Here is a 23,017-nt window from a genome sequence, read left to right as displayed (position 1 = left end):
GGGGTGGCTGGGGCGCGAGGGAACCCGCAGGTGCGCCATGAATCGACATACAAAGGAGTCATGTCCGTGAAAAACTCGAAGCGTGCAGCAATGGCCGTCGCCGGTGCCTGCGTGTTGGGGGCCCTGGGCGTCACAGCCCCTGCCCATGCGGCCCCCGTGGATCAAACGCAGGATTCTGCCCTGTCAGTGCTGGGTGCGCTGAAGGCGGCGCCGCCTGCGGGTGCCCACGCCTATTTCATCTCACCAACCGGAAATGACAGCAATCCTGGAACGAAGGATGCCCCCTTCAGGACCTTGATGAAGGCGCAGTCGGCGGCGGCTGCGGGAGACGTGGTCTACATCCGCGGCGGCACCTACAGCCAGTTCGACATCCCCGAAACCAACAACCCGTTCGAAGATGTCTACCACTACGTCAATGACATCAATAAGAGCGGGATCACTTATGCCGCGTACCCGGGGGATCCCCGGCCCGTCTTTGATTTCAGCAACGTACCCACCGACCAGCGCGTTGCCGCGTTCTATGTGGAAACACAGGTCACCGACGTGAACTTCGTCGGATTCGATGTCACGGGCGTCAAGGTGGGCGACCAGAAGCAATCCGAGGCGTTCAGAATCGCCGGTGGTGCCAACTTCGTCAACATGGCTGCCCACGACAACGAGGCGATCGGGTTCTACTACACGCTGGACGGAACCGGGGTGGTACTGAACAGCGATGCGTACAACAACATCGGTCCCACCGCGAAGTCAGCCGGCAACACGGACGGGTTCGGTGCCCACGGAAAGAACGTCTGGTTCATTGGTGACAGGGCCTGGCACAACAGCGATGACGGCTTCGACAGCATCACTTCGCAAGGGCGGGTTACCTACGTCAACGACTGGTCCTTCGGCCACCACGGCAACCAGAACGGGGTGGGTGACCAGAACGGATTCAAGGTTGGGGGATACGCCTACCGGACCGACGGACTGCCCCAGCCCATCCCGCTGCACACCGTCATCAACTCCCTGGCCGCCGACAATGGCGCCAACAACTTCTATGCCAACCACCAGCCGGGCCAGTCGGCCTATTGGCTCAACAACACCGCCTACAAACCGGGCTACGGCGCCAACTTCAACATGCTGGAACGCGTAAGCCCCACAAATGCGGACAACATCGCCGGGTACCGGGAAGTCCTGCACAACAATGTGGCCTACACCGGGGCGCTGACGTCCAACGACAACACTCCGGCAGAGAACGAGACGAACAATTCGTGGACGGTCAACGGTGGTCTTGCCATGGCTGCGGAAGACTTCCAAAGCCTCGACATGCAGCAACTCACCGCTCCCCGCACCATGGACGGCGCCCTGCCCGATGCGTCGTTCCTGAAGCCGGTGGCCGGAAGCGAGCTCCAGAAGTATGGCCTGGGCTACCTTGCCGACAAGGGTGACACCTACGCAACCCTGCAGAAGCTCGTAGGTGTATATGCCACTTCGGGTGACATCGACAACCAGGGCCTCAGGGACAGCCTCGTGAGCAAGCTCGAGGACCACGCCCTGGCAGCCTTCATCCAGGAGCTCAATGCCCAGTCGCAAAAGCAGATCAGCCGCTATGCCGCCGATACGTTGATTCTGGTGGCGAACGCCTTGACCAGCTAGGAGCTGCTCCACCGATTGCGTTAAACAGCTGGCCGGGGCGCACTGTGCAAGTGCGCCCCGGCCAGCGGGCATCCTTGGCAGCCCTAGACCCGGCTGGTTGCCTCCACAACGCCTGCGGCCCCGGCCCGGCGCTTGTCGAACACCGTGGCGCCCACCTCCTGCTCCGCCTGATTGTTGATGCCAAGGTCGATGCCTTTGCGCTCCCGGATGGCCAGGACGGCGCCCAGAGACACGACTGCCACAATCAGCAGGTAGACCGAGACGGACACCGTGGTACCTGTGGCCTGGACCAGGGCGGTGGCGATCATCGGCGCGAAAGCCCCGCCAATGATGGCACCCAGCGCGTAGGAAATGGCCACACCGGAGAACCTGATGGATGCGGGGAAGAGCTCACTGTAGAGGGCCGCCTGCGGGCCGTAGGTCAGGCCCAGGCCCACGGTGAACAGCGCCAGGCCCAGGAACAGCGCCCAGATGTTGCCGGTGTTGACCAGCCAGAAGAGCGGGAAGACCGTGGCGATCAGGCTGCCGTAGCCGATGACGTAGGTCTTCTTCCGGCCGATGCTGTCTGCAAGGAAGCCGGCTGCCAGGGTGAAGATGAACCACAGGGCGCCGGAGGCCGTGACGGCAAGCAGCACCTCGGTACGGTCCATGGCCAGGCCCTTCGGATTGGTGGCGTAGCTGAGGATGTACCCTCCGGTGGTCATGTAGCCGGCAGCATTGTTGCCGGCGAAAACCAGTGCGGCGATGATCACCAGCAGCCAGTGCTTCTTGAACAGTTCCACCACGGGCACCCGGGTCTGCTGCTTCTTCTGCGCGATTTCCTCGAACACCGGGCTTTCTTCCACGCTGCGGCGCACCACGAAGCCCACGATGATCAGCACGAAGCTGAGCAGGAACGGGATCCGCCAGCCCCACTGGACAAAGGCGGCACCGGGGGAGACGACGCCGGACATCAGCGCCAGGACTCCCGATGCGAGCAGCATGCCGAGGGGAACGCCGAGCTGCGGGAAGGAGCCGAACAGTCCGCGTTTGTTCCGCGGTGCGTGTTCCACCGCCATGAGGACGGCGCCGCCCCATTCGCCGCCCGCGGAGATGCCCTGCAGGATGCGCAGGAGCAGCAGGAGGATGGGAGCCACGATGCCCGCCGTCTCGAACGTGGGCAGGACGCCAATCAACGTCGTGGCGGCACCCATCATGATCAGGGTCAGGACCAGCATGGCGCGCCGGCCCAGCCGGTCGCCGAAGTGGCCCGCAAGGAAGGCCCCGAGCGGCCGGAAGAGGAAGCTCAGGCCCACGGACGCGAACGAGATCAGGATGCCGATGTCGTTGCCGGCGGGCTCGAAGAAGAGCTTGGCGAACACCAGGCCTGCGGCGTTGGCGTAGATGAAGAAGTCATACCACTCGATGGTGGTGCCGATGATCGTGGCGAATGCCACGCGGCGGTCCGTTGCCCGGCTGCGCTGCTGAAGCGGCAATGCACTCATGGTGTTTCCTTACTATGGGACACGTCGGTGTGTCAGTTGGCGTAGGGGTCTGCGATGCCGATGTATTGGGTGGTGGTGTATTCGGTGATGCCTTCGGAGCCGCCTTCGCGGCCGAGGCCTGAGTGTTTGACGCCGCCGAAGGGTGCTGCGGCGTTGGAGATGACGCCGGCGTTGAATCCCACCATCCCGAATTCGATCTGCTCGGCGACCCGGAGGAGTTTGTTGAAGTCTCGGCTGTAGAGGTAGGACGCCAGCCCGTACTCGGTGTTGTTGGCCAGCTTGATCGCGTCTTCCTCGGTGCCGAAGGTGGTGATGGGGGCGACGGGGCCGAAGATTTCCTGGCCCAGGATCGCGGCGTTGTTGGGGACGTTGGCCAGGACGGTGGGCTCGTAGAAGTACCCGCGCCCGTCCACGGGGGCCCCGCCGGTCACGGCGACCGCCCCGGCGTCGATGGCCGCGGTGACGAGGGTGTGGACGTCATCGCGCGCACCGGCGTCAATCAAGGGCCCGACGGTGGTGCCGGGATCGGTGCCGCGGCCGGTGGTGAGGGCGCCCATCGCGGCGGCGAACTTGCGGGTGAACTCCTGCGCGACGGTTTCGTGGACGAGGAACCGGTTGGCGGCGGTGCATGCCTCGCCCATGTTCCGCATCTTCGCCGCCATGGCACCCTCGACGGCGGCGTCCAGGTCTGCGTCCTCGAAAACGATGAACGGTGCGTTCCCGCCGAGCTCCATCGAGGTGCGCAGGACGTTCTGGGCGGCGTCGGCCATCAGGCGCTTGCCGACCGGGGTGGACCCGGTGAAGGAGACTTTGCGGAGCCGGGAGTCCTTGAGCAGGGGACCGGAGATCCCGGAGGCGGAGGAGGACGCGACGACGTTGAGGACCCCTGCGGGGAGGCCGGCGTCGAGCATGGTTTGCGCGAAGTATTGGGCGGTGAGGGGTGTGAGTTTGGCGGGTTTGAGGACCATGGTGCAGCCGGCCGCGACGGCGGGCGCTACTTTGCGGGTGGCCATGGCAAGGGGGAAGTTCCAGGGGGTGATGAGCAGGCAGGGTCCGACGGGTTTGTGCTGGACCAGGATCTTGTTTTTGCCTTCGGGGGTGGTGAGGTAGCGGCCGTAGTCCCTTACGGTTTCCTCGGCGAACCAGCGCAGGAACTCCGCCCCGTAGGTGACCTCCCCGCGGGCCTCGGCGAGGGGTTTGCCCATCTCCAGGGTCATCAGCAGCGCGAAGTCCTCGGCCCGCTCGGTAACCAAATCAAAGGCGCGGCGTAGGATCTCGGCCCGCACCCGGGGCGCGGTCCGCGCCCACGAGGCCTGGGCCGCGTCGGCCGCGTCCAACGCGGCGACAGCGTCGGCGCTGGTGGCGGAGGCGAGGGTGGCGAGGACCTCCCCGGTGGCCGGATCATGCACATCGAACGTGCCGCCGTCGGACGCCCCCACCCACTCACCATCGATCAAAAGGCCAGTGGGCACCGAGGCAAGGAGCGTGGCTTCGCGCTCCGGTGTGAGGGCAGGGGGCAGCTCGGAAGTAACTGTCATGGGAAGTCCTTAGGAGAGGAAGGTCAGTAGCTGGCGGGGGCGTCGCCGCCGGCGGGTTTGATGTATTTTGCGGCGAGGGCTTCGGAGCCGCGGGCCAGGAGGGCGACGTCGGCTCCCACCAGGATGAAGTCGGCGCCGTTCGCGAGGTAGTGCTGGGCGGTGTCCGGGTTGAAGGCGTTCACCCCGGCGGGCTTTCCGGCCGCCCTCGCGGCGGACAGGCAGTGGTCGACGGCGGCACGCACCTCAGGGTGTTCCTGCTGTCCCAGCAGGCCCATGGAGGCGGCGAGGTCAGACGGGCCAATGAACACCGCGTCGACGCCGTCGACCTTGAGGATGTCCTCGACAGCCTCGACGGCAGCCGTGGATTCGATCTGGACGGTGACGCTGATGGTGTCGTTGGCGCGGGCCAGGTAGTCCGGGACCCGGTTCCAGCGGGCGGCGCGGGCCAGGGCTGAGCCCACCCCGCGGATACCCTGCGGCGGGTAGCGGGTGGCCGCCACCGCGGCTTCCGCCTCTGCCACTGAGTTGACCATGGGGACCAGCAGGTTCTGCACGCCGAGGTCCAGGTACTGCTTGATCACCACGGTGTCGTTGACGGGCGGCCGGACCAGGGTGTGGACCGGGTAGCCGTGGACGGCCTGGAGCTGGGCCAGGATGGATTCGAGCCCGTTGGGGCTGTGCTCGGCATCCACCAGGAGCCAGTCCAGACCGGACCCGGCGCACAGTTCGGCGACCAGCGGGCTGCCGGAGCAGACCCACATCCCGGCGAGCGGGCGGTCCGCCTGGGCCAAGGCGGAGCGGAAGGTGTCCTCTACTCGAAACGGCATGTCACGCTCCCCAGGGGACCGTAGTCGGCGTGGACGGTGTCGCCCTTGTAGACCCACATGGGCCGGGTAAAGGACCCGGCCAGGATGATGTCCCCGGCCTTCAGGGCGTCGCCGTGGGCGGCGATCTTGTTGGCCAGCCAGTGGACCCCGTTGGCGGGATGGTCCAGGACGCCGGCGGCCACGCCGGTTTCCTCCACGGTCTGGTTCTTGTACAGGATGGCGGAGACCCAGCGGAGGTCCACGGCGTCCGGCTTGACGGGGTTGCCGCCGATCACCATGGCGCCCATCGCGGCGTTGTCGGAGATGGTGTCCACGATGGTCCGGCCCTCCATCTCGATCCGGGAATCCAGGATCTCGAGGGCCGGAACCACGTAGTCGGTGGCCTTCAGGACATCGAAAATGGTGACGCCCGGGCCCTTCAGCCCATCCTTCAGCACAAACGCGAGCTCCACCTCCACCCGCGGGTGCGTGTACCTGTCCCACTCCACGGAACAGCCGGTGTCCAGCACCATGTCGTCGAAGATGGCGCCGTAGTCCGGTTCGGTAATGCCGGTAGCGGCCTGCATGGCCTTGGACGTGAGGCCGATCTTGCGCCCCACCAGGGTCCGGCCAGCGTCCTCGTTGCGGCGGCGCCACAGCTGCTGCACCGCGTAGGAGTCCTCCACCGTCATGTCCGGGTAGCGGTCGGTCAGGCGGGGGACAGGGGTGCGGGTCCGGCCGGCTTCCACCAGCTCATCCGCGATGGCCTCAATCGTCTTCGGCTCAAGCATGGTTAGACCTGCACTCCCAGCTTGAAGCCTTCAGCGGCTTCGCCTTCGGGCTTGCGGGTGTAGGAGAAGCCGTCGGCGCCCACGGTCACGGCCATCTCGGACTTCTCTTCGCGGACGATGACCGGCTGCGGGTTGCCGTCCAGGTCCAGGACCAGCGAGGCTTCGGTGTACCAGGACGGGACCACGGGGTTGCCCCACCAGTCGCGGCGCTGGTTGTCGTGGACGTCCCAGGTGATGGTGGGGTTGTCCGGGTCGCCGGTGTAGTAGTCCTGGGTGTAGATCTCGATGCGGTGTCCGTCCGGGTCCAGGATGTAGAGGTAGAAGGCGTTGGACACGCCGTGCCGGCCGGGGCCGCGTTCGATCCGGTCGCTGATGCGCAGGGCGCCCATCTTGTCGCAGATCTGGATGATGTTGTGCTTCTCGTGCGTGGCGAACGCGACGTGGTGCATGCGCGGGCCGTTGCCGCCGGTGAGGGCGGTGTCGTGGACGGTCTGCTTGCGGTGCATCCATGCGGCGTACGTGACGCCGTCGGAATCCTTGATGTCCTCGGAGACGCGGAAGCCCAGGTCCTCCAGGTACTTGCGGCCCTTGGGCACGTCCGGGGTGACCTGGTTGAAGTGGTCAAGGCGGACCAGCTCGCCGGCGGAGTAGAGGTCGTAGCGCTGGGTGAGGCGTTCCACGTGCTCCACCTCGTAGAAGAACTCGTAAGGGAAGCCCAGCGGGTCCTCCACGCGGACGGAGTCGCCCACGCCCTTGGTGAAGCCTTCCTTGCGGCGTTCCACCCGGCAGCCGAGTTCCTTGTAGTAGGCCTCGGCGGCATCCACCTCGGCGGGGGATTTCACGCGATAAGCGAAGGCGGCGACGGCGGCGACCGGACCCTTGCGCAGCACCAGGTTGTGGTGGATGAACTCCTCGAGGGAGCGCAGGTAGATGTTGTTATCGTCCTCTTCAGTGACATGCAGGCCGAGGACGTCCACGTAGAACTCGCGGGACTTGGCGAGGTCCGTGACCACGATTTCCATGTAGGCGCAGCGGACGATGTCCGGTGCCGGGACGGTGGGGGTGGGGACGAAGTTGGTCATTGGATTCTCTCTTCTTTGAAAGGGGGCGTGGAAGTACGACGGCGGCCGGTTGGCTTAGGCGCCGAATTTGGGGGTGTGGACGGTGCCGAGCGTGATGTGCACGGCCTGCTGGTCGGTGTAGAAATCGATCGAACGGTAACCGCCCTCGTGGCCCAAGCCCGAGGCTTTGACGCCGCCGAACGGGGTGCGCAGGTCGCGGACGTTGTGGCTGTTCAGCCACACCATGCCGGCTTCGACGTTCTGGGAGAAGTTGTGGGCGCGGGTCAGGTTCTGGGTCCAGATGTAGGCGGCCAGGCCGTATTTGGTGTTGTTCGCCAGGGCGAGGGCCTCGTCGTCGTTCTCGAACGGGGTGATGGCCACGACAGGTCCGAAGATCTCTTCCTGGAAGATCCGGGCGTCGGGGGCGACGTCGGCAAACACCGTGGGTGCGATGTAGTTGCCTTCGGGCAGGTGGCCTGGGCGGCCGCCGCCGGCCAGGAGCCGGCCCTCGGACTTGCCGATCTCCACGTAGGAGGCCACCTTCTCGTAGTGCTCGGGGTGGACCAGGGCGCCCACCTGGGTCTTGGGGTCGTGGGGATCGCCCACCACGATGTTCTTGGCCCGGGCGGCGTACTTTTCGCAGAATTCGTCGTAGATGGCGCGCTCAACAAGGATGCGGGAGCCGGCGGTGCAGCGTTCGCCGTTGAGGGAGAAGACGCCGAACAGCGCGGAATCGATCGCGGCGTCCAGGTCGGCGTCCGCGAACACGACGCAGGGGGACTTGCCGCCGAGTTCCATGGACAGGCCCTTGAGGTTCGCGGCGGCGTTGCGGAAGATCGTCTGGCCCGTGGTGGTCTCGCCGGTGAAGGAGATCAACGGAACGTCCGGGTGCTTGACCAGCGCGTCGCCGGCTTCCTCGCCCAGGCCGTTGACCAGGTTGAAGACGCCATCGGGCAGGCCGGCATCCTTGAAGATGGTGGCCCACAGGGAAGCGGAGAGCGGGGTGAACTCGGCCGGCTTGAGGACCACGGTGTTGCCGGTGGCCAGGGCCGGGGCCAGCTTCCAGGATTCGAGCATGAACGGGGTGTTCCACGGGGTGATCAGGCCAGCCACGCCGATCGGCTTGCGGTTCACGTAGTTGATCTGCGAGCCGGGAACCTTCATGGCGTCGTCGAACTGGGCCACGATGAGGTCCGCGAAGAAGCGGAAGTTCTCGGCGGCGCGGAGGGCCTGGCCCTTGGCCTGGGTGATCGGCAGGCCGGTATCGAAGGTTTCCAGTTCTGCCAGGCGTGCTTCCTGGGCTTCGACGGCGTCGGCGATCTTGTTCAGGACGCGGGCACGCTCCCGCGGTTTCATCTTCGGCCAGGGGCCATTCACGAACGCTTCGCGGGCTGCGGCGACGGCGAGGTCGATGTCTTCCTTTTGGCCGGCGGCTGCGGTGGCGTAGTTCCGGTTGGAGACCGGGTCCAGGACGTCGAAGGTCTTGCCGCCCACGGAATCAACGAACTGGCCGTTGATGTAGTGCTGGATGTGGGTGGGCAGGTCCTCGGGGACGTAGTGCTTGGCGGTTTCTACTGAGGTCGTCATCATTGAAGTCCTTACTGGTGCTTTGCTTGGGCGAGATATGCGTCGAGGGTTGCCGAGCGGTGGAGCCTGGCGGCTTTTTCGATCTGCTCTGCGTCGGCTCCTGTTTCGATGAGCTTCAGCAGGTTTTCGTGCTCGTCCACGGAGTCGCGGGCGCGGCCCGGGACGAAGCGGAACGTGGAGGACCGGATGGCTGCGAGCCGGTTCCAGCCGCGGTGCACCAGATCCAGGATGTGCGGGTTGGGGCAATGCTCGAACAGGACGCTGTGGAAGTCCTGGTTGAGCTGCGTGAAGCGGACCGGATCGAAGTGGTCCAGGCACGTGCGCATCTCTTCGTTCACGGCGCGGGCCCGGGCCACGGCCGCGGGATCGATCAGCGGCGCGGACAGCGCGGTGGCTGCGCCTTCCACGATGCTGAGGGTCTGCATGGTGTAGAGGTACTCGGTGGGGTCGATGCCAGCGACGGTGGCGCCCACGTTGCGTTCGAAGGTCACCAGGCCTTCGGCTTCGAGCCGGCGGATGGCTTCGCGGACGGGGACCACGCTGAACCCGAGGTCCTTGGCGATGGAGCCGAGGACAAGCCGGTAGCCGGGGGTGTAGGTGCCTTCGACGATCCGGGCCTTGACGGCCTGGTAGGCCTGCTCGGACTTGCTGCCGGCAACCATGGTGGCCTCAGTCATTGTGGTTTCCTGCTTCCCACTCCTGGAACCGGGCCTGCCATTCGGCGTTCATGGGGTAGAGGCCGTCAACGCTGTTGCCCTGCTTGACCATCTCGAAGATGAAGGTTTCTTCCCTCTCCTGCTGGATGCAGTCCGCCACCAGTTCTTCGGCGATGGCCGGCGGGATCACCAGGATGCCGTCGGAATCGGCCACGATGATGTCGCCGGGCTGGACGGTGGCGCCGCCGCAGGCGATAGTGATGTCCGTGTCCCACGGGATGTGGCGGCGGCCCAGCACCGCGGGATGCGGGTTGGCGAAGTAGGTGGGCATCTCCAGGCCGGCCACGGCGGAGTAGTCGCGGACGCCGCCGTCGGTGATGATGGCCGCGGCGCCACGGACCTGGGCGCGGAGGGCCAGGATGTCGCCCACGGTACCGGTTCCTTTTTCACCGCGGGCTTCCATCACCAGGATTTCGCCTTCATTGACGGAATCGATGGCCTTCTTCTGGGCGTTGAAGCCGCCGCCGTGGGTCTTGAACAGGTCCTCCCGGTTGGGGACGTAGCGGAGGGTGCGGGCCAGGCCCACCACGCGGCGGTCCGGGCGGGTGGCCTGCAGCCCGTCGATGCTGACGTTGTTAAGGCCGCGCTTGCGCATCTGGGAGGACAGGGTGGCGGTGGCGACCGACTCGAGCTTGGCTTTCAGTTCCGGGGTGAGGACGGGTTCGACGGCGGCGAGGCCCGCCGCTTCACGGGAACCGTAGGCTTCCTCCCGCTGCAGGTCATCGGCCTTGGGTTGGGCACCAAAGTCCGCGAACGCCGTCGTGCCTTCCACTACGGTGGTGGCCAGCCGCCCGGTGGACAGGCCGCCGTCCACCGTCTCCACTTCCACTTCCAGTACGTCGCCCGGCTTTGCGACCGAGGCGCCGGCCGGGGTGCCGGTGAGGATGATGTCGCCCTCCTCGAGGGTGAGGAGCTGGGAGAGGTCCGCCACGAGCCGGGCGAACGGGAAGAGCAGGTCTTCGGTGGTGTCGTCCTGGACCAGATCGCCGTTGTGCCAGGTGCGGATGCGCAGTTTGGCGGGGTCGACGGCGTCTGCCGGGATCAGTGCCGGGCCCACCGGGGTGAACCCGTCGCCGCCCTTGGAGCGGAGGTTGGAGCCCTTGTCGGCATAGCGGAGGTCGTACACGCCAAGATCGTTGCTGGCGGTGACGGCTGCAACGTGGCTCCAGGCGTCCCCGATCGAAACGCGGCGGGCGGCCTTGCCGATCACCAGGGCGATCTCGCCCTCGTAGCCAAGCAGTTCGCAGCCGGCGGGCCGCTCTACAGGGCTTCCGCCCAGGGCCAGCGAGCTGGAAGGCTTGAGGAAGTAGGAAGGCTGGGCCGGGGTGCGGCCCCGCTGTGCCGCCCGGCTGGGGTAGTTGATGTGCACTGCGATCACCTTGCGTGCTGCCGCCAGGGTGTCGCCGTTGACCTGCTCCAAAGCCATCTCCTCATCAGGTACGAAATCGTATACGATCACTATCACCCATTCGGCGCGGGTCGTCAACCCCTTATTTTTCGGGCTTTTGGCGGCCGGCCCGACGGCACTTGTCGCCCGGATCACATCGAGCGTACAGTTGAAGCCAAGCTCCAATTTTCGATTATCGAACCTTGTGTTCTCATATAGAACACGTTTAGCGATTGCCATCCACAACGAAGTGAGGAAAGCCCGTGCAGTTCCACCACCACGGATACGTATCCGGTGACCCGCGTGTCCAGCCGGCAGCCGGCGTCGGCCTTAACCGCCCCGAGGAACTTCCCGACGAAGTGGACGTCCTCATCGTGGGTACCGGCCCCGCCGGGATGCTCGCCGCGGCCCAGCTGTCCATGTTCCCCAACGTGACCACCCGCATCGTCGAGCGCCGCCCCGGCCGGCTCGCGATCGGGCAGGCAGACGGAATCCAGGCGCGCAGCGTGGAGACCTTCCAGGCCTTCGGCTTCGCGGAGCGGATCATCGCCGAGGCGTACCGCATCACCGAGATGGCCTTCTGGAAGCCGGATCCCGCCAACCATGCGAACATCATCCGGTCTGCCCGGGCCGTGGATGACGAGATGGGCATCAGCGAATTCCCGCACCTGATCGTCAACCAGGCCCGCGTGCTGGACTACTTCGCGGAGTACATGGCCAACGCTCCCACCCGGATGAAGCCTGACTACGGCTACGACTTCCAGGGCCTCACGGTGACCGGTGAGGGCGATTACCCGGTGACGGTGACGCTGCGGCACACCTCGGGCCCGAATGAAGGCCAGGACCGCGTTGTCCGCGCGAAGTACGTCGTGGGCGCGGACGGTGCGCGCAGCAAGGTGCGCCAGGCCATCGGCTGCACCCTCGCCGGCGACCAGGCCAACCATGCCTGGGGCGTCATGGACGTGCTCGCCGTCACCGACTTCCCGGACATCCGGACCAAGTGCGCCATCCAGGGTGCCGAAGGCAGCATCCTGCTGATCCCGCGCGAAGGCGGCCACCTCTTCCGCATGTACGTGGACCTGGGCGAAGTGGACCCGGCCAGCCAGCACTCGGTCCGTGAGACCACCATCGAGCAGATCATCGCCAAGGCCAACGCGATCCTCCACCCCTACACGCTGGACGTCCGGAACGTCGCATGGCACAGCGTGTACGAGGTGGGCCACCGGCTAACGGACCGGTTCGACGACGTCCTGCCGGGTGAGCGCGGCACGCGCACCCCGCGGGTGTTCATCACCGGCGACGCCTGCCACACCCACAGCGCCAAGGCCGGCCAGGGCATGAACGTGTCCATGCAGGACGGCTTCAACATCGCCTGGAAGCTGGGCCACGTGCTGGAGGGCCGCAGCCCCGAGAGCCTGCTCACCACGTACTCCGAGGAACGCCAGGTGGTGGCCAAGAACCTCATCGACTTCGACAAGGAATGGTCCACCATGATGGCCAAGAAGCCGGAGGAGTTCGAGCACCCCTCCGACCTCGAGGACTTCTACGTACAGACCGCGGAATTCCCTGCCGGGTTCATGACCCAGTACACGCCGTCCCTGATTGTGGGCAGCAGCGAGCACCAGGACCTGGCCGCAGGATTCCCCGTGGGCAAACGCTTCAAGTCCGCGCCCGTGGTCCGCGTGGGGGACACCAACCCGCTCCATCTGGGCCACCACGCCACCGCTGACGGCCGCTGGCGGATCTACGTCTTCGCCGACCCCGCGCTTCCCGGTACCAATTCGGCCACCGACAAGCTTGCCGCCTGGTTCACGGACTCCCCGGAGTCCCCGCTGGCCGCCACCCCTTCCGGCGCCGACCCGGATGCGTGGTTCGACCTGAAGGTCATCTACCAGCAGCCACACACCGCCGTCGACATCAAGGCCGTTCCCGCAGCCTTCAAGCCCCTGGTGGGCCCGTTCAAGCTCACCGACTACGAGAAGGTGTACGCCACCGATCCGAAGGCCGACATCTTCGACCTTCGCGGCGTGGACCGGTCCGGGGCGGTGGTGGTGGTCCGTCCGGACCAGTACGTGGCCAACGTGCTGCCGCTGACGGCAACCGCGGAACTCGGTGCGTTCTTCGCACCCCTGCTGACCGCCCGGCAGGCCCAAAAGGTGTAGGTGCCGCCCTCCCGGTCCCGCTCCGCCTGGCCCCGGCCCGGAGGCCGTGTACTACCATTGGCATGCAGCCCGCACGGCGAGTGCCCTTCTGTGCACGGCCTCCCTCCTTTCCCGGACCGGGGTCTCCTGCGGCCACCCGACACGGGTGCCCGGCCGGCCCGCTGCCGATCGGAGGAGGACTTCATTGGCCGAAGAAAACGCACGCCACCCAGGGGACCAGCAGCCGACGGCGATTGTTCAACGCAGCCAGCTGGGCGGGACCGAGCGGCGGCGCCCTGCCCCTGACGGGGAAAACCGCGCACCCGTCTCCAGCAGCGAACTAAGCAAGGCTCCCGGCGAGCTCGTCGAACAACCCAAGCCCAGGGTCAACTGGCGGGTGTTCATCATTTCATCGGCCATCATTTTGGCGTTCTCGGCTTGGGCGATGCTGGTGCCGGCGAACGCCCAATCCACCATGAAATCCGTGGTGGCCTGGATCGCAACCAACCTTGGCTGGTTCTATGTCCTCACCGTCACCGTCGTGATCGGATTCGTCCTGTGGGTGGCGCTGTCCAAGGAAGGGAAGGTCCGGCTGGGACCGGACCACTCCAGGCCCCAATACAAACTCTTCACCTGGGTGGCCATGCTGTTCGCGGCCGGAGTGGGCATCGACATGCTCTTTTACTCCGTCACCGGCCCCATCACCCAATACGTGAAGCCCCCGGCAGGCGAGGGGCAGACCGCGGCAGCAGCCCAGGACGCCGTGGTGTGGACCATGTTCCACTACGGTATCGCCGGCTGGGCAATGTACTCGCTCCTTGGCATGGCCATGGGGTATTTCGCCTACCGGTGGGGCATGCCGCTCTCCATCCGCGCAGCCCTGTACCCGCTCCTGGGAAAACGCGTCCGCGGGGGAGTGGGCGACACCATCGATGTCGTCACCCTGGTAGGCACCGTCTTCGGTGTGGCCACATCCATGGGCATCGGCGTTGTCCTGCTCAATGTCGGATTTTCCATCCTGTTCGGCCTGCCGGAGGGCCTGGCGCTGCAGATCGCCCTGGTGGTTGTCGCCGTCGTCCTCACCGTGGCGGCCTGCACCTCAGGGGTGGATAAAGGCATCCGCTGGATCTCCGAACTGAACATCTGGAGTGCCGCGGCCATGCTGCTGTACATCCTGGTGACGGGCCAGACGTCCTTCCTGCTCAACTCGATGGTGGAAAACATCGGCCGGTTCCTGTTCACCCTGCCCGACCGCACCCTGCAGACGTTCGCCTATGAGGACGGGGGCTCGCAATGGATGGCCAGCTGGACGCTCTTCTTCTGGGCGTTCTGGCTGGCATGGGGGCCGTTTGTGGGGCTGTTCCTGGCGCGCATTTCCCGTGGGCGGACCCTCCGGGAATTCGTGATTGCCGCCATCACCGCACCGGTGCTCTGCGACTTCCTGATCGTGAGCATCTTCGGCAACAGCGCCATGCATGAGGTCCTGGGCGGCAACACAGAGTTCGCCCGGCTCGCCATGGCCAGCCCGGAGGAGGGCTGGTATGCCCTCTTGAACATGTTCCCCGGAGCGGGCTTCCTGATCGGGCTGGGCACGCTGTCCGGCATGCTGTTCTACCTCACCAGCGCCAACTCCGGCGCCATGGTCATGTCCAACTTTTCGTCCACCATTCCCGACCCGGCACAGGACGGCGCCAAGTGGCTGCGCATTTTCTGGGCTGTCCTGACTGCGCTGTTGACCATCGCCATGCTGGTGGCCGGCGGCGTCACCACCATGGAGTATGCAACCCTGATCTTTGCCCTCCCGGTGACCGTCATCGCGTGGCTCGTGATGGCATCGTTCTCCAAGGCGCTGAGGATGGAGCGGGCCGAACGGGAAGGGCAGGTCCTTCGACGGCAGTCCACCGCTGCCCACGGCGGCCAGGTGCCCGACCGCACGTGGCGGCAGCGGCTGGCCGGCATGCGCGCCTACCCCTCCAGGAAGCAGGTGGCCCTCTTCATGGAGGAGACGGTGCAGCCGGCGCTCGCCGATGTAGTGAAGGAGTTCACCAAGCAGGGCTACCACGCCACCCTGGACCTGCTGCCAAATCCGCACACGGGTATTTCCAGCCATGCGTTGGTGGTCAGCATCCCCGGGCACCGGGACTTCCATTACCAGGTGCAGGCCGTTGAAGCGCCGGTGCCGATGTTTGGCGGCCGCATGTCCCGGCAGACGGATGTCTATTACCGGGTCGAGGTATTCGCCCAGACCGGCTCGGAAGGCTACGACCTGATGGGATTGTCCCACCAGCAGGTAATCGACGACGTCCTGGACCGGTATGAAGCGCATCTGGGCTTCCTCACATACTCAACCCAGCACGATTACGCGTCTGTGCTCACCCCGCCGATGTCCACGGCAAGCACGGCAGTGGTGGAACCCGACGGCGGCGCGCGCCGGGAGTAACGCCGCGTCTCCCGCTGTGGCGTCGCGGGATCGCGGGGTCAGGCGGTGGCGGCTGCGGCCCGGTAGTCGGCCGCGGCGTACACGCCGAGGATCCGCACCTCGGTGGTGAAGAAGTCCAGTTCCTCGAGGGCCAGCTTCAGCGGCAGGTCCTCGGGGTGGCCTTCGACGTCGGCCATGAACATGGTGGCGGCAAATTCGTTGCCCACCATGTAACTTTCCAGCCGGGTCATGTTCACGCCGTTGGTGGCGAAACCACCCAGCGCCTTGTACAGGGCGGAGGGGACGTTGCGCACGCGGAACACAAAGCTGGTGACCGCGGGACCGGGAAGTTCGTCCTTTGCCGGAAGCGCCTTTTCGCGGGCCAGGACCACGAAGCGGGTGGTGTTGGAGGGGTCGTCCTCCACCCGCGAGGCCAGGACCTCCAGGCCGTAAATCTCTGCGGCCAGCGGGGGAGCCAGGGAGAGCTTGCGGGGATCGTTCCACTCCGCCACCTCCCTGGCCGAACCGGCGGTGTCGCCCGCGATAACGGGCTTGAGGCCGTGCTCGCGGATCAACTTCCGGCACTGGCCCAGCGCGTGGATGTGGCTGTGGACCTCCGAGGCGCCTTCAATGGTGCTGCCCGGGATGCCCAGCAGGTCGAAATGGATGGGCAGGAAGTACTCGCCCACGATCTGCAGGTTGGACTGCGGCAGCAGGATGTGGATATCCGCCACCCGCCCGGCGATCGAGTTCTCGATGGGGATCATGGCGAGCTCCGCCTCACCGCTAGCCACCAGCTCAAAGGCATCCTCGAAGCTGGCGCACGGCACGCTTTCCATGTCCGGGAACATTTGCTGACACGCGATGTTGGAGTTGGCGCCGGGCTCACCCTGGTACGCAATCTTGGAGGCCATGATCCGTATGGTTTCACGCCCCGGTGCCAGGTCCCAATCGCAGGCTCCCGATTACCGCGGCGTGACGCGCAGCCAGAGATATTGCCGGGGAAGGAGCGTGACGCCGTCGTCCATGTGCAGGGCAGCTTCGGAGAGAAGGTCGACGGCGGCAGGGGAGAAGCCGCCGAACGTTTCCGCCGGGAGGGTCTGGGCGGAGTCGCTGAAGTTGGCCAGGGCCAGGATGGTGGGACCGTCCTCCGTCGCGCCCGGCCGCTGGTACCCGAGCACTGACCGGTTGTTGGTGCCGAAATCGATCAGCCTGGTCCCCGCCAGTTCCGGTGTGCTGGTCCGGACCTCGATCATCCGCCGCAGCCCCGCATACACTGCTCCTTCCGGCGTGGACGGGTCTGTCCTGCGGGCGTACTGGTCCGCGGGGAAGTGCGGCCGGTGCACCCACCGGCTGTCCGCGTCGTGTCCCGGCTCCGATGCGTAGGCGTAGTCGTTGACCTGCCCCACTTCGTCGCCCAGGTACAGCAGCGGGACGCCGCCGGTACTGAAGGGCACCGAGTGGGCCAGGAGGATCCGTTCCACCGCCTCAGCCGGGTCAACCTCCATGCCGCACAGGGACGCCGTCGTGCCTGAAATCCGGCAGTCGTCGGTCTTGGGGTTGTCCTGGAAGGGGACGCCGCGGGCGAAGCTGCCTGGGAAACGGTTGACGTAGAAGGAGTTCAGGAAGCGGCGGTGGTCGAAGCCGTTGATGCCCAGTTCTGCCGCGTCCTCGTCCGCGAAGGTCCAGCCGATATCGTCATGGCTGCGGACGTAGTTCACCCACGCCGTGCCGTCCGGGATGTTGTGCCGCCGGTGCAGGGCCTGGGACAGGAGCGAGACATCCCGCGTGGCCAGGGATTCCCAGATGAGTGCCATTTGCAGCGGGTTGTAGGAGAGCTGGCATTCCTTGCGGTCGATGTAGAGCGCCACCTCGTCCGGGTGCACGATGGCCTCGGACTTGAACAGCAGGGCCGGCGCCGCCAGCCGGCACACCGCGTTGAACGCCCGCAGCAGCGTGTGCGCCTGCGGCAGGTTCTCGCAGGGGGTACCCAGCTGCTTCCAGATGAACGCCACCGCATCCATCCGCAGGATGTCCACGCCCTGGTTGGCAAGGAACAGCATCTCGGCAGCCATGGCCCGGAAGACCTCCGGGTTGGAGTAGTTCAGGTCCCACTGGTAGGTGTGGAACGTGGCCCAGACCCACCGGCCGTCCTCCATCCTGATAAAGGATCCGGGGTGGTTTTCCGGGAAGATCTCGCGGACATCCGCCTCGAAGGCGTCCGGGATGGTCCGGTCCGGGAAGATCCAGTAGTAGCCGCTGTACTCCGGATCGCCTGCGGCAGCCATGCGGGCCCACTTGTGCTCGTCCGAAGTGTGGTTGAAGATGAAGTCCACCACCAGGCTGATGCCGTTGTCCCTCAGTTCCGCTGCCAGGGAGCGCAGCTGCTCCATGGTGCCCAGCTTTGGGTTGACCTCACGGTAGCTCGAAACCGCATAGCCGCCATCCGAGTGTGGTTCGGGCGCCAGGAACAACGGCATGAGGTGCAGGTAGGTCAGGCCCAGTTCCTTGAAATAGGGGATGCGGGCACGGACCCCCTCCAGGCTTTCCGCGTACCGGTCCACGTAGCAGACGCCGCCGAGCATCCTGTTGGACTGGAACCAGTCCGGGTCCGCCTCCCGTTCGACGTCCAGCGCCTTCAGCTCCTGCGGGCGTTCCTGCCACGAAGCCGCGCTCTGCACCACCAGCGCGGAGAGCTGCTCCAGCCAGTCCGTCCGGTCACCGTACAAGGAATGGAAGAGGCTGCGGAGCGTGGGAAAGTGCCCGGTGAAGCGGCGGTCGAAGTCCGGGTCGGGGCGCAGCCCCCGGCCACGCTCAGCCGCCAGCACTGCCAGGACATGCCGCCGGGCCTCTTCGTCCTCGTTGACGAATTCCTGCATGGCCACCTGCCCCTTCAAAATATCCCGCCGGAACATCCGGCGCGCTTGTACGGAAGTATTCCACGTCACACCGGGATACCCGGCCGCTGCCTCTAAGCTTTACGCACCGCACAAACCACGAATGATTGGACAGCCATGGCCCGCACCTACACCATCGATTCGATTCCCGGTGACGGCATCGGCGTGGATGTCACCGAGGTGGCCATGGGGTGCGTGGATGCCGTGGCCGGGCTGCATGGCTTCACCGTCAACTGGCGCGTCCGTGACTGGAACAGCGACCTCTACGTCAAAACCGGCCGGATGATGCCCGTTGACGGCATCGAGCAGCTCGGGAGCGGGGACGGGATCTACCTGGGGGCGGTGGGCACCCCCGACGTCCCCGACGACGTGACGTTGTGGGGACTGCTGATTCCCATCCGCCGGGAGTTCGACCAGTACGTCAACCTCCGCCCCATGAAGCTGCTGCCCGGGGTCAAGGGAGCGATGCCGGGCCTCGAGGACCTGGACATCGTGGTGGTCCGGGAAAACGTTGAAGGCGAGTACTCGCAGATTGGTGGCCGCTTCGGTGCGGGGACGGACGCTGAATTTGCCGTCCAGGAGAGCGTCTTCACCAAAGCCGGCATCAGCAGGGTGGCCCGCTACGCGGCAGAGGCCGCCACGAACCGGGGCGGCATCCTGGTCTCGGCCACCAAATCCAACGGCATCATCCACACCATGCCGTTCTGGGACGAAGTGGTGGCCCGGACGGTGGAACAGTTCCCCGGCGTCACGGTGGACAAGGTGCTCATCGATGCGCTCGCGGCCCGGCTGGTCATGAAGCCCACCAGCGTACGGACCATCGTCGCATCCAACCTGTTCGGAGATATCCTGTCCGACCTCGTCGCCGGAGTGGCCGGTTCCATCGGCATCGCCCCGAGCGCCAACCTGAACCCCGAGCGCCGGCACCCCTCGATGTTCGAGCCCGTCCATGGTTCCGCCCCGGATATCGCCGGCAAGGGCATTGCCAACCCGGTCGGCGCGCTCTGGGCTGCGGCCATGATGCTGGACCACTTGGGCGAGGCGGCGGCCGCCCGGTCCCTTACCGGTGCTTTCGAATCGGCGCTGGCAGACGGCATCGCCACACCGGACCTGGGCGGCTCGGCCTCCACGCTGGAATTCGCGCAGGAGGTGCGGGCCCGGCTGCGCTAGCCGCGCCCGGGCACGACGGCTAGAGCACGTTCCGGATGGCCTGCTCGAAACTGGTGACGTGCTCGAGGGCGAGCTTGCCGGCCCGGTCCGCGTCGCCGTCGGCCACTGCTTCCAGCAGCTCAACGTGCTCGGCAATGTGGGACGCGACGGACGGCACCTTTTCGAGCACCATGCACCAGATTCGCGTGGCCAGGTTGTCGTAGCGGATCAGGACGTCCTCGAGGTGCGCGTTGGCCGCGGCCCGGTAGATCAGCCGGTGGACCTTGATGTCGTACCGCATGAGGTCGTAGGGATCGTCGTCATCGCCCATGGTGGAGATCGCGGCCGCGGTTTCCCGGATTTCCGCCCGCAGCGCCGGCGTTGCCAGCTTCGCGGCGCGGCGTGCGGCCAGGGGTTCCAAGGATTCGCGCAGCTCCGAGACGTCGGCCAGTTCGGTGATGTCGACGATGGTGGCGAACGTTCCGCGGCGGGGATAGGACACCACCAGGTGGTCGCTTTCCAGCCGCTTGAGGGCTTCCCGGACCGGCGTCCGGCCGATCCCGAGCTCGGCGGCCAGCTTGCCGTCGTTGATCGCCTCGCCCGGCCGGATGTCCAGCATGATGAGCCGGTCCCGGAGGTGCCGGTAGGCCTGTTCGGAGAGCGAGAGGTCCCCGTCGCCGGCCAGGTGGTTCTCTAATGTGACGCTCATTTCGAGCCTTCCCAGGAGTGCTATTGACGTCCAAGTGATCTGGAACATACTATTACGACAGTTCTAATATATCAGTTACAGATCAGTTATAGGTCAGTAACTCCGAAGGGCTCAAAAGGAGAACAATGCAGGACGTACTGAACGCCTCGCTCGCCACGGTCGACGCCGACGTCGCCGCCGCTGTGGCACAGGAACTGCACCGCCAGCAGTCCACCCTGGAAATGATTGCGTCGGAGAATTTCGCTCCGGCCTCCGTCATGGAGGCCCAGGGCTCGGTGCTCACCAACAAGTACGCCGAAGGCTACCCGGGCAAGCGCTACTACGGCGGCTGCGAGCACGTGGACGTCATCGAGCAGCTCGCCATCGACCGCGTGAAAGCACTCTTCGGCGCCGAGTTCGCCAACGTGCAGCCGCACTCCGGTGCCCAGGCCAACGCCGCCGCCATGTTCGCCCTGCTGAACCCGGGCGACACCATCCTGGGGCTCTCCCTGGCGCACGGCGGACACCTCACGCACGGCATGAAAATCAACTTCTCCGGCAAGCTCTACAACGTGGTTCCCTACCACGTCCGCGAGGAAGACCTCCGGATCGATATGGCCGAGGTGGAAGCCCTGGCCCTGGAACACAAGCCCAAGCTGATCGTGGCCGGCTGGTCCGCCTACTCCCGCCAGCTGGACTTCGCCGAATTCCGCCGCATCGCCGACCTCGTGGGCGCCTACCTCATGGTGGACATGGCGCACTTCGCCGGACTCGTCGCCGCCGGACTGCACCCGAACCCCGTCCCGTACGCGGACGTGGTCACCACCACCACCCACAAGACCCTGGGCGGTCCGCGCGGCGGCGTCATCCTGGCCAAGGAGGAATACGCCAAGAAGATCAACAGCGCGGTGTTCCCGGGCCAGCAGGGTGGTCCGCTGGAGCACGTTGTGGCAGCCAAGGCCGTGGCGTTCAAGCTCGCTGCCGCCCCCGAATTCAAGGAACGCCAGGAGCGGGTGCTGCAGGGCGCCAAGCTGCTGGCCGAGCGCCTCCTCCAGGACGACGTCGCAGCCGCAGGCATTTCCGTGGTCAACGGCGGCACCGACGTCCACCTGGTCCTGGTTGACCTCCGCAACTCCGAACTGGACGGCCAGCAGGGTGAGGACGCACTCCACCAGATCGGCATCACGGTCAACCGCAACGCCGTCCCCTTCGACCCCCGCCCGCCGATGGTCTCTTCCGGCCTCCGGATCGGCACCCCCGCCCTGGCCGCCCGCGGCTTTGGCGCCGCCGAGTTCACCGAGGTTGCGGACATCATCGCCACGGCCCTGATTGCCTCCGCCGGCACCGGCACCCTCCCCGGGGACACCGCCGTCGAACTCCGGGAACGCGTGACGGCCCTGGCCGGCAAGTTCCCCCTCTACCCGCACCTCTCCGCCGACGCCAACCTGGCCGGCATCGAGGCAGACCTGATTGGAGCCGCCCAGTGAGCACCCAGCACCTTCCGGAGCACCCGGACTTCCTCTGGCGGAACCCGGAACCCAAGTCCTCCTATGACGCCGTGATCGTCGGCGGCGGCGGGCACGGCCTGGCCACCGCATACTTCCTGGCCAAGAACCACGGGATGACCAACATCGCCGTCCTCGAAAAGGGCTGGCTCGCCGGTGGCAACATGGCCCGCAACACCACCATCATCCGCTCCAACTACCTCTGGGACGAGAGCGCCGCCATCTACGAGCAGGCCCTCAAACTCTGGGAAATCCTGCCCGAGGAACTGGAGTACGACTTCCTCTTCAGCCAGCGCGGCGTCATGAACCTGGCCCACACCCTGGGCGACGTGCGCGAAAGCATGCGCCGCGTAGGTGCCAACAAGCTCAACGGCGTGGACGCCGAATGGCTGGACCCGCAGCAGGTCAGGGAACTCTGCCCCATCCTGAACATCCGCGACAACATCCGCTACCCCGTCATGGGCGCCACCTACCAGCCCCGCGCCGGCATCGCCAAGCACGACCACGTGGCCTGGGCCTTCGCCCGCAAGTGCGACGAAATGGGCGTTGACATCATCCAGAACTGCGAGGTGACCGGCTTCCTGAAGGACGGCGACCGCGTGGTGGGCGTCAAGACCAACCGCGGCACCATCAACACGGAGAAGGTGGGCCTCTGCGCCGCAGGCCACAGCTCCGTCCTGGCCGAAATGGCCGGATTCCAGCTCCCCATCCAGTCCCACCCCCTGCAGGCCCTGGTCTCCGAACTGCACGAGCCCGTCCACCCCACGGTGGTCATGTCCAACCACGTGCACGTCTACGTCTCCCAGGCGCACAAGGGCGAACTGGTCATGGGTGCCGGCGTGGACTCCTACAACGGCTACGGCCAGCGCGGTTCGTTCCACGTGATCGAGCAGCAGATGGCGGCCGCCGTCGAGCTCTTCCCGATCTTTGCCCGGGCCCACGTGCTCCGGACCTGGGGCGGCATCGTGGACACCACCCTGGACGCCTCACCCATTGTGGGCCTGACCCCCGTGGAGAACATGTTCGTCAACTGCGGCTGGGGCACCGGCGGGTTCAAGGGAACCCCCGCCGCGGGCATGACCTTCGCCCACACCATCGCCACCGGCGCCCCGCACCAGCTGAACAAGCCGTTCTCTCTGGAACGCTTCGAAACCGGCGCCCTCATCGACGAACACGGCGCCGCCGCCGTGGCCCACTAGCCGCCGCCACAAGAAAA

General features: G+C 66.0%; 17 protein-coding genes. 6 read left to right on the top strand and 11 right to left on the bottom strand.

Annotated features, from left to right (window positions below; genetic code table 11):
* Nucleotides 1–66: 66 nt before the first annotated feature.
* A complete protein-coding gene (locus AC1DIP_RS05470; RefSeq protein ID WP_477733143.1) occupies nucleotides 67–1,632 on the top strand; it encodes a right-handed parallel beta-helix repeat-containing protein in 1,566 nt (521 codons plus the stop codon).
* Between the two features lie 83 nt (nucleotides 1,633–1,715).
* Here the strand turns inward: AC1DIP_RS05470 and AC1DIP_RS05465 are convergent, their stop codons facing one another.
* Genes AC1DIP_RS05465 through AC1DIP_RS05430 form a run of 8 tightly spaced genes read right to left on the bottom strand, consistent with a single transcriptional unit; the run spans nucleotide 1,716 to nucleotide 11,041 of the window.
* Nucleotides 1,716–3,116 carry an MFS transporter gene (locus tag AC1DIP_RS05465; protein WP_477733142.1) on the bottom strand — a complete coding sequence of 467 codons (1,401 nt, stop codon included), beginning with the start codon at nucleotides 3,114–3,116 and terminating at the stop codon, nucleotides 1,716–1,718.
* Nucleotides 3,117–3,148: 32 nt separating this feature from the next.
* Nucleotides 3,149–4,654 carry an NAD-dependent succinate-semialdehyde dehydrogenase gene (locus AC1DIP_RS05460; RefSeq protein WP_477733141.1) on the bottom strand — a complete coding sequence of 502 codons (1,506 nt, stop codon included), beginning with the start codon at nucleotides 4,652–4,654 and terminating at the stop codon, nucleotides 3,149–3,151.
* Between the two features lie 23 nt (nucleotides 4,655–4,677).
* A complete protein-coding gene (locus AC1DIP_RS05455; RefSeq protein ID WP_477733140.1) occupies nucleotides 4,678–5,481 on the bottom strand; it encodes an HpcH/HpaI aldolase family protein in 804 nt (267 codons plus the stop codon).
* Nucleotides 5,466–6,251, bottom strand: coding sequence for a 2-oxo-hept-4-ene-1,7-dioate hydratase (hpaH, locus tag AC1DIP_RS05450; RefSeq protein ID WP_477733139.1), 786 nt, complete (start codon nucleotides 6,249–6,251; stop codon nucleotides 5,466–5,468). The genes AC1DIP_RS05455 and hpaH overlap by 16 nt, the downstream gene beginning before the upstream one ends.
* A gap of 2 nt (nucleotides 6,252–6,253) precedes the next feature.
* Nucleotides 6,254–7,333, bottom strand: coding sequence for a 3,4-dihydroxyphenylacetate 2,3-dioxygenase (hpaD, locus tag AC1DIP_RS05445; protein ID WP_477733138.1), 1,080 nt, complete (start codon nucleotides 7,331–7,333; stop codon nucleotides 6,254–6,256).
* A gap of 54 nt (nucleotides 7,334–7,387) precedes the next feature.
* Nucleotides 7,388–8,899, bottom strand: a complete 1,512-nt coding sequence (gene hpaE / locus AC1DIP_RS05440) for a 5-carboxymethyl-2-hydroxymuconate semialdehyde dehydrogenase (RefSeq protein ID WP_364402052.1) — start codon at nucleotides 8,897–8,899, stop codon at nucleotides 7,388–7,390.
* Nucleotides 8,900–8,910: 11 nt separating this feature from the next.
* Complete coding sequence (locus AC1DIP_RS05435) at nucleotides 8,911–9,576, bottom strand: GntR family transcriptional regulator (RefSeq protein WP_477733137.1); 666 nt, start codon at nucleotides 9,574–9,576, stop codon at nucleotides 8,911–8,913.
* Nucleotides 9,569–11,041 carry a fumarylacetoacetate hydrolase family protein gene (locus AC1DIP_RS05430; RefSeq protein WP_477733207.1) on the bottom strand — a complete coding sequence of 491 codons (1,473 nt, stop codon included), beginning with the start codon at nucleotides 11,039–11,041 and terminating at the stop codon, nucleotides 9,569–9,571. The genes AC1DIP_RS05435 and AC1DIP_RS05430 overlap by 8 nt, the downstream gene beginning before the upstream one ends.
* Nucleotides 11,042–11,265: 224 nt before the next feature.
* On the opposite strand from AC1DIP_RS05430, the gene AC1DIP_RS05425 reads away from it, so the two are divergent.
* Nucleotides 11,266–13,164: an FAD-binding monooxygenase gene (locus AC1DIP_RS05425; protein WP_477733136.1), complete on the top strand. Its 1,899-nt coding sequence runs from the start codon at nucleotides 11,266–11,268 to the stop codon at nucleotides 13,162–13,164.
* Nucleotides 13,165–13,348: 184 nt separating this feature from the next.
* Entirely contained in the window at nucleotides 13,349–15,583 is a 2,235-nt protein-coding gene (gene betT, locus AC1DIP_RS05420) for a choline BCCT transporter BetT (RefSeq protein WP_477733135.1), read from the top strand.
* Nucleotides 15,584–15,621: 38 nt separating this feature from the next.
* Here betT and AC1DIP_RS05415 read toward each other — a convergent pair whose 3' ends face one another.
* Together AC1DIP_RS05415 and AC1DIP_RS05410 are read right to left on the bottom strand one after the other, a co-directional pair.
* Nucleotides 15,622–16,476, bottom strand: coding sequence for a prephenate dehydratase (locus AC1DIP_RS05415; RefSeq protein WP_476207652.1), 855 nt, complete (start codon nucleotides 16,474–16,476; stop codon nucleotides 15,622–15,624).
* A 51-nt stretch (nucleotides 16,477–16,527) separates the two neighbouring features.
* Entirely contained in the window at nucleotides 16,528–18,441 is a 1,914-nt protein-coding gene (locus AC1DIP_RS05410) for an amylosucrase (protein WP_477733134.1), read from the bottom strand.
* A gap of 135 nt (nucleotides 18,442–18,576) precedes the next feature.
* Here AC1DIP_RS05410 and AC1DIP_RS05405 point away from each other — a divergent pair, with 135 nt between their 5' ends.
* Nucleotides 18,577–19,629 carry a tartrate dehydrogenase gene (locus AC1DIP_RS05405; RefSeq protein ID WP_477733133.1) on the top strand — a complete coding sequence of 351 codons (1,053 nt, stop codon included), beginning with the start codon at nucleotides 18,577–18,579 and terminating at the stop codon, nucleotides 19,627–19,629.
* Between the two features lie 19 nt (nucleotides 19,630–19,648).
* Here AC1DIP_RS05405 and AC1DIP_RS05400 read toward each other — a convergent pair whose 3' ends face one another.
* Entirely contained in the window at nucleotides 19,649–20,317 is a 669-nt protein-coding gene (locus AC1DIP_RS05400; protein ID WP_159630237.1) for a GntR family transcriptional regulator, read from the bottom strand.
* Nucleotides 20,318–20,442: 125 nt separating this feature from the next.
* Here AC1DIP_RS05400 and glyA point away from each other — a divergent pair, with 125 nt between their 5' ends.
* Nucleotides 20,443–21,783 carry a serine hydroxymethyltransferase gene (gene glyA, locus AC1DIP_RS05395; protein ID WP_477733132.1) on the top strand — a complete coding sequence of 447 codons (1,341 nt, stop codon included), beginning with the start codon at nucleotides 20,443–20,445 and terminating at the stop codon, nucleotides 21,781–21,783.
* Complete coding sequence (locus tag AC1DIP_RS05390) at nucleotides 21,780–23,000, top strand: sarcosine oxidase subunit beta family protein (RefSeq protein WP_477733131.1); 1,221 nt, start codon at nucleotides 21,780–21,782, stop codon at nucleotides 22,998–23,000. Before glyA ends, AC1DIP_RS05390 begins: the two co-directional genes overlap by 4 nt.
* Nucleotides 23,001–23,017 lie beyond the last annotated feature (17 nt).

The organism is Pseudarthrobacter sp. 05T312, from assembly GCF_056396685.1.
Note: the sequence above shows the minus strand (reverse complement) of the source record. Positions and strands in the feature narration are given on the sequence as shown.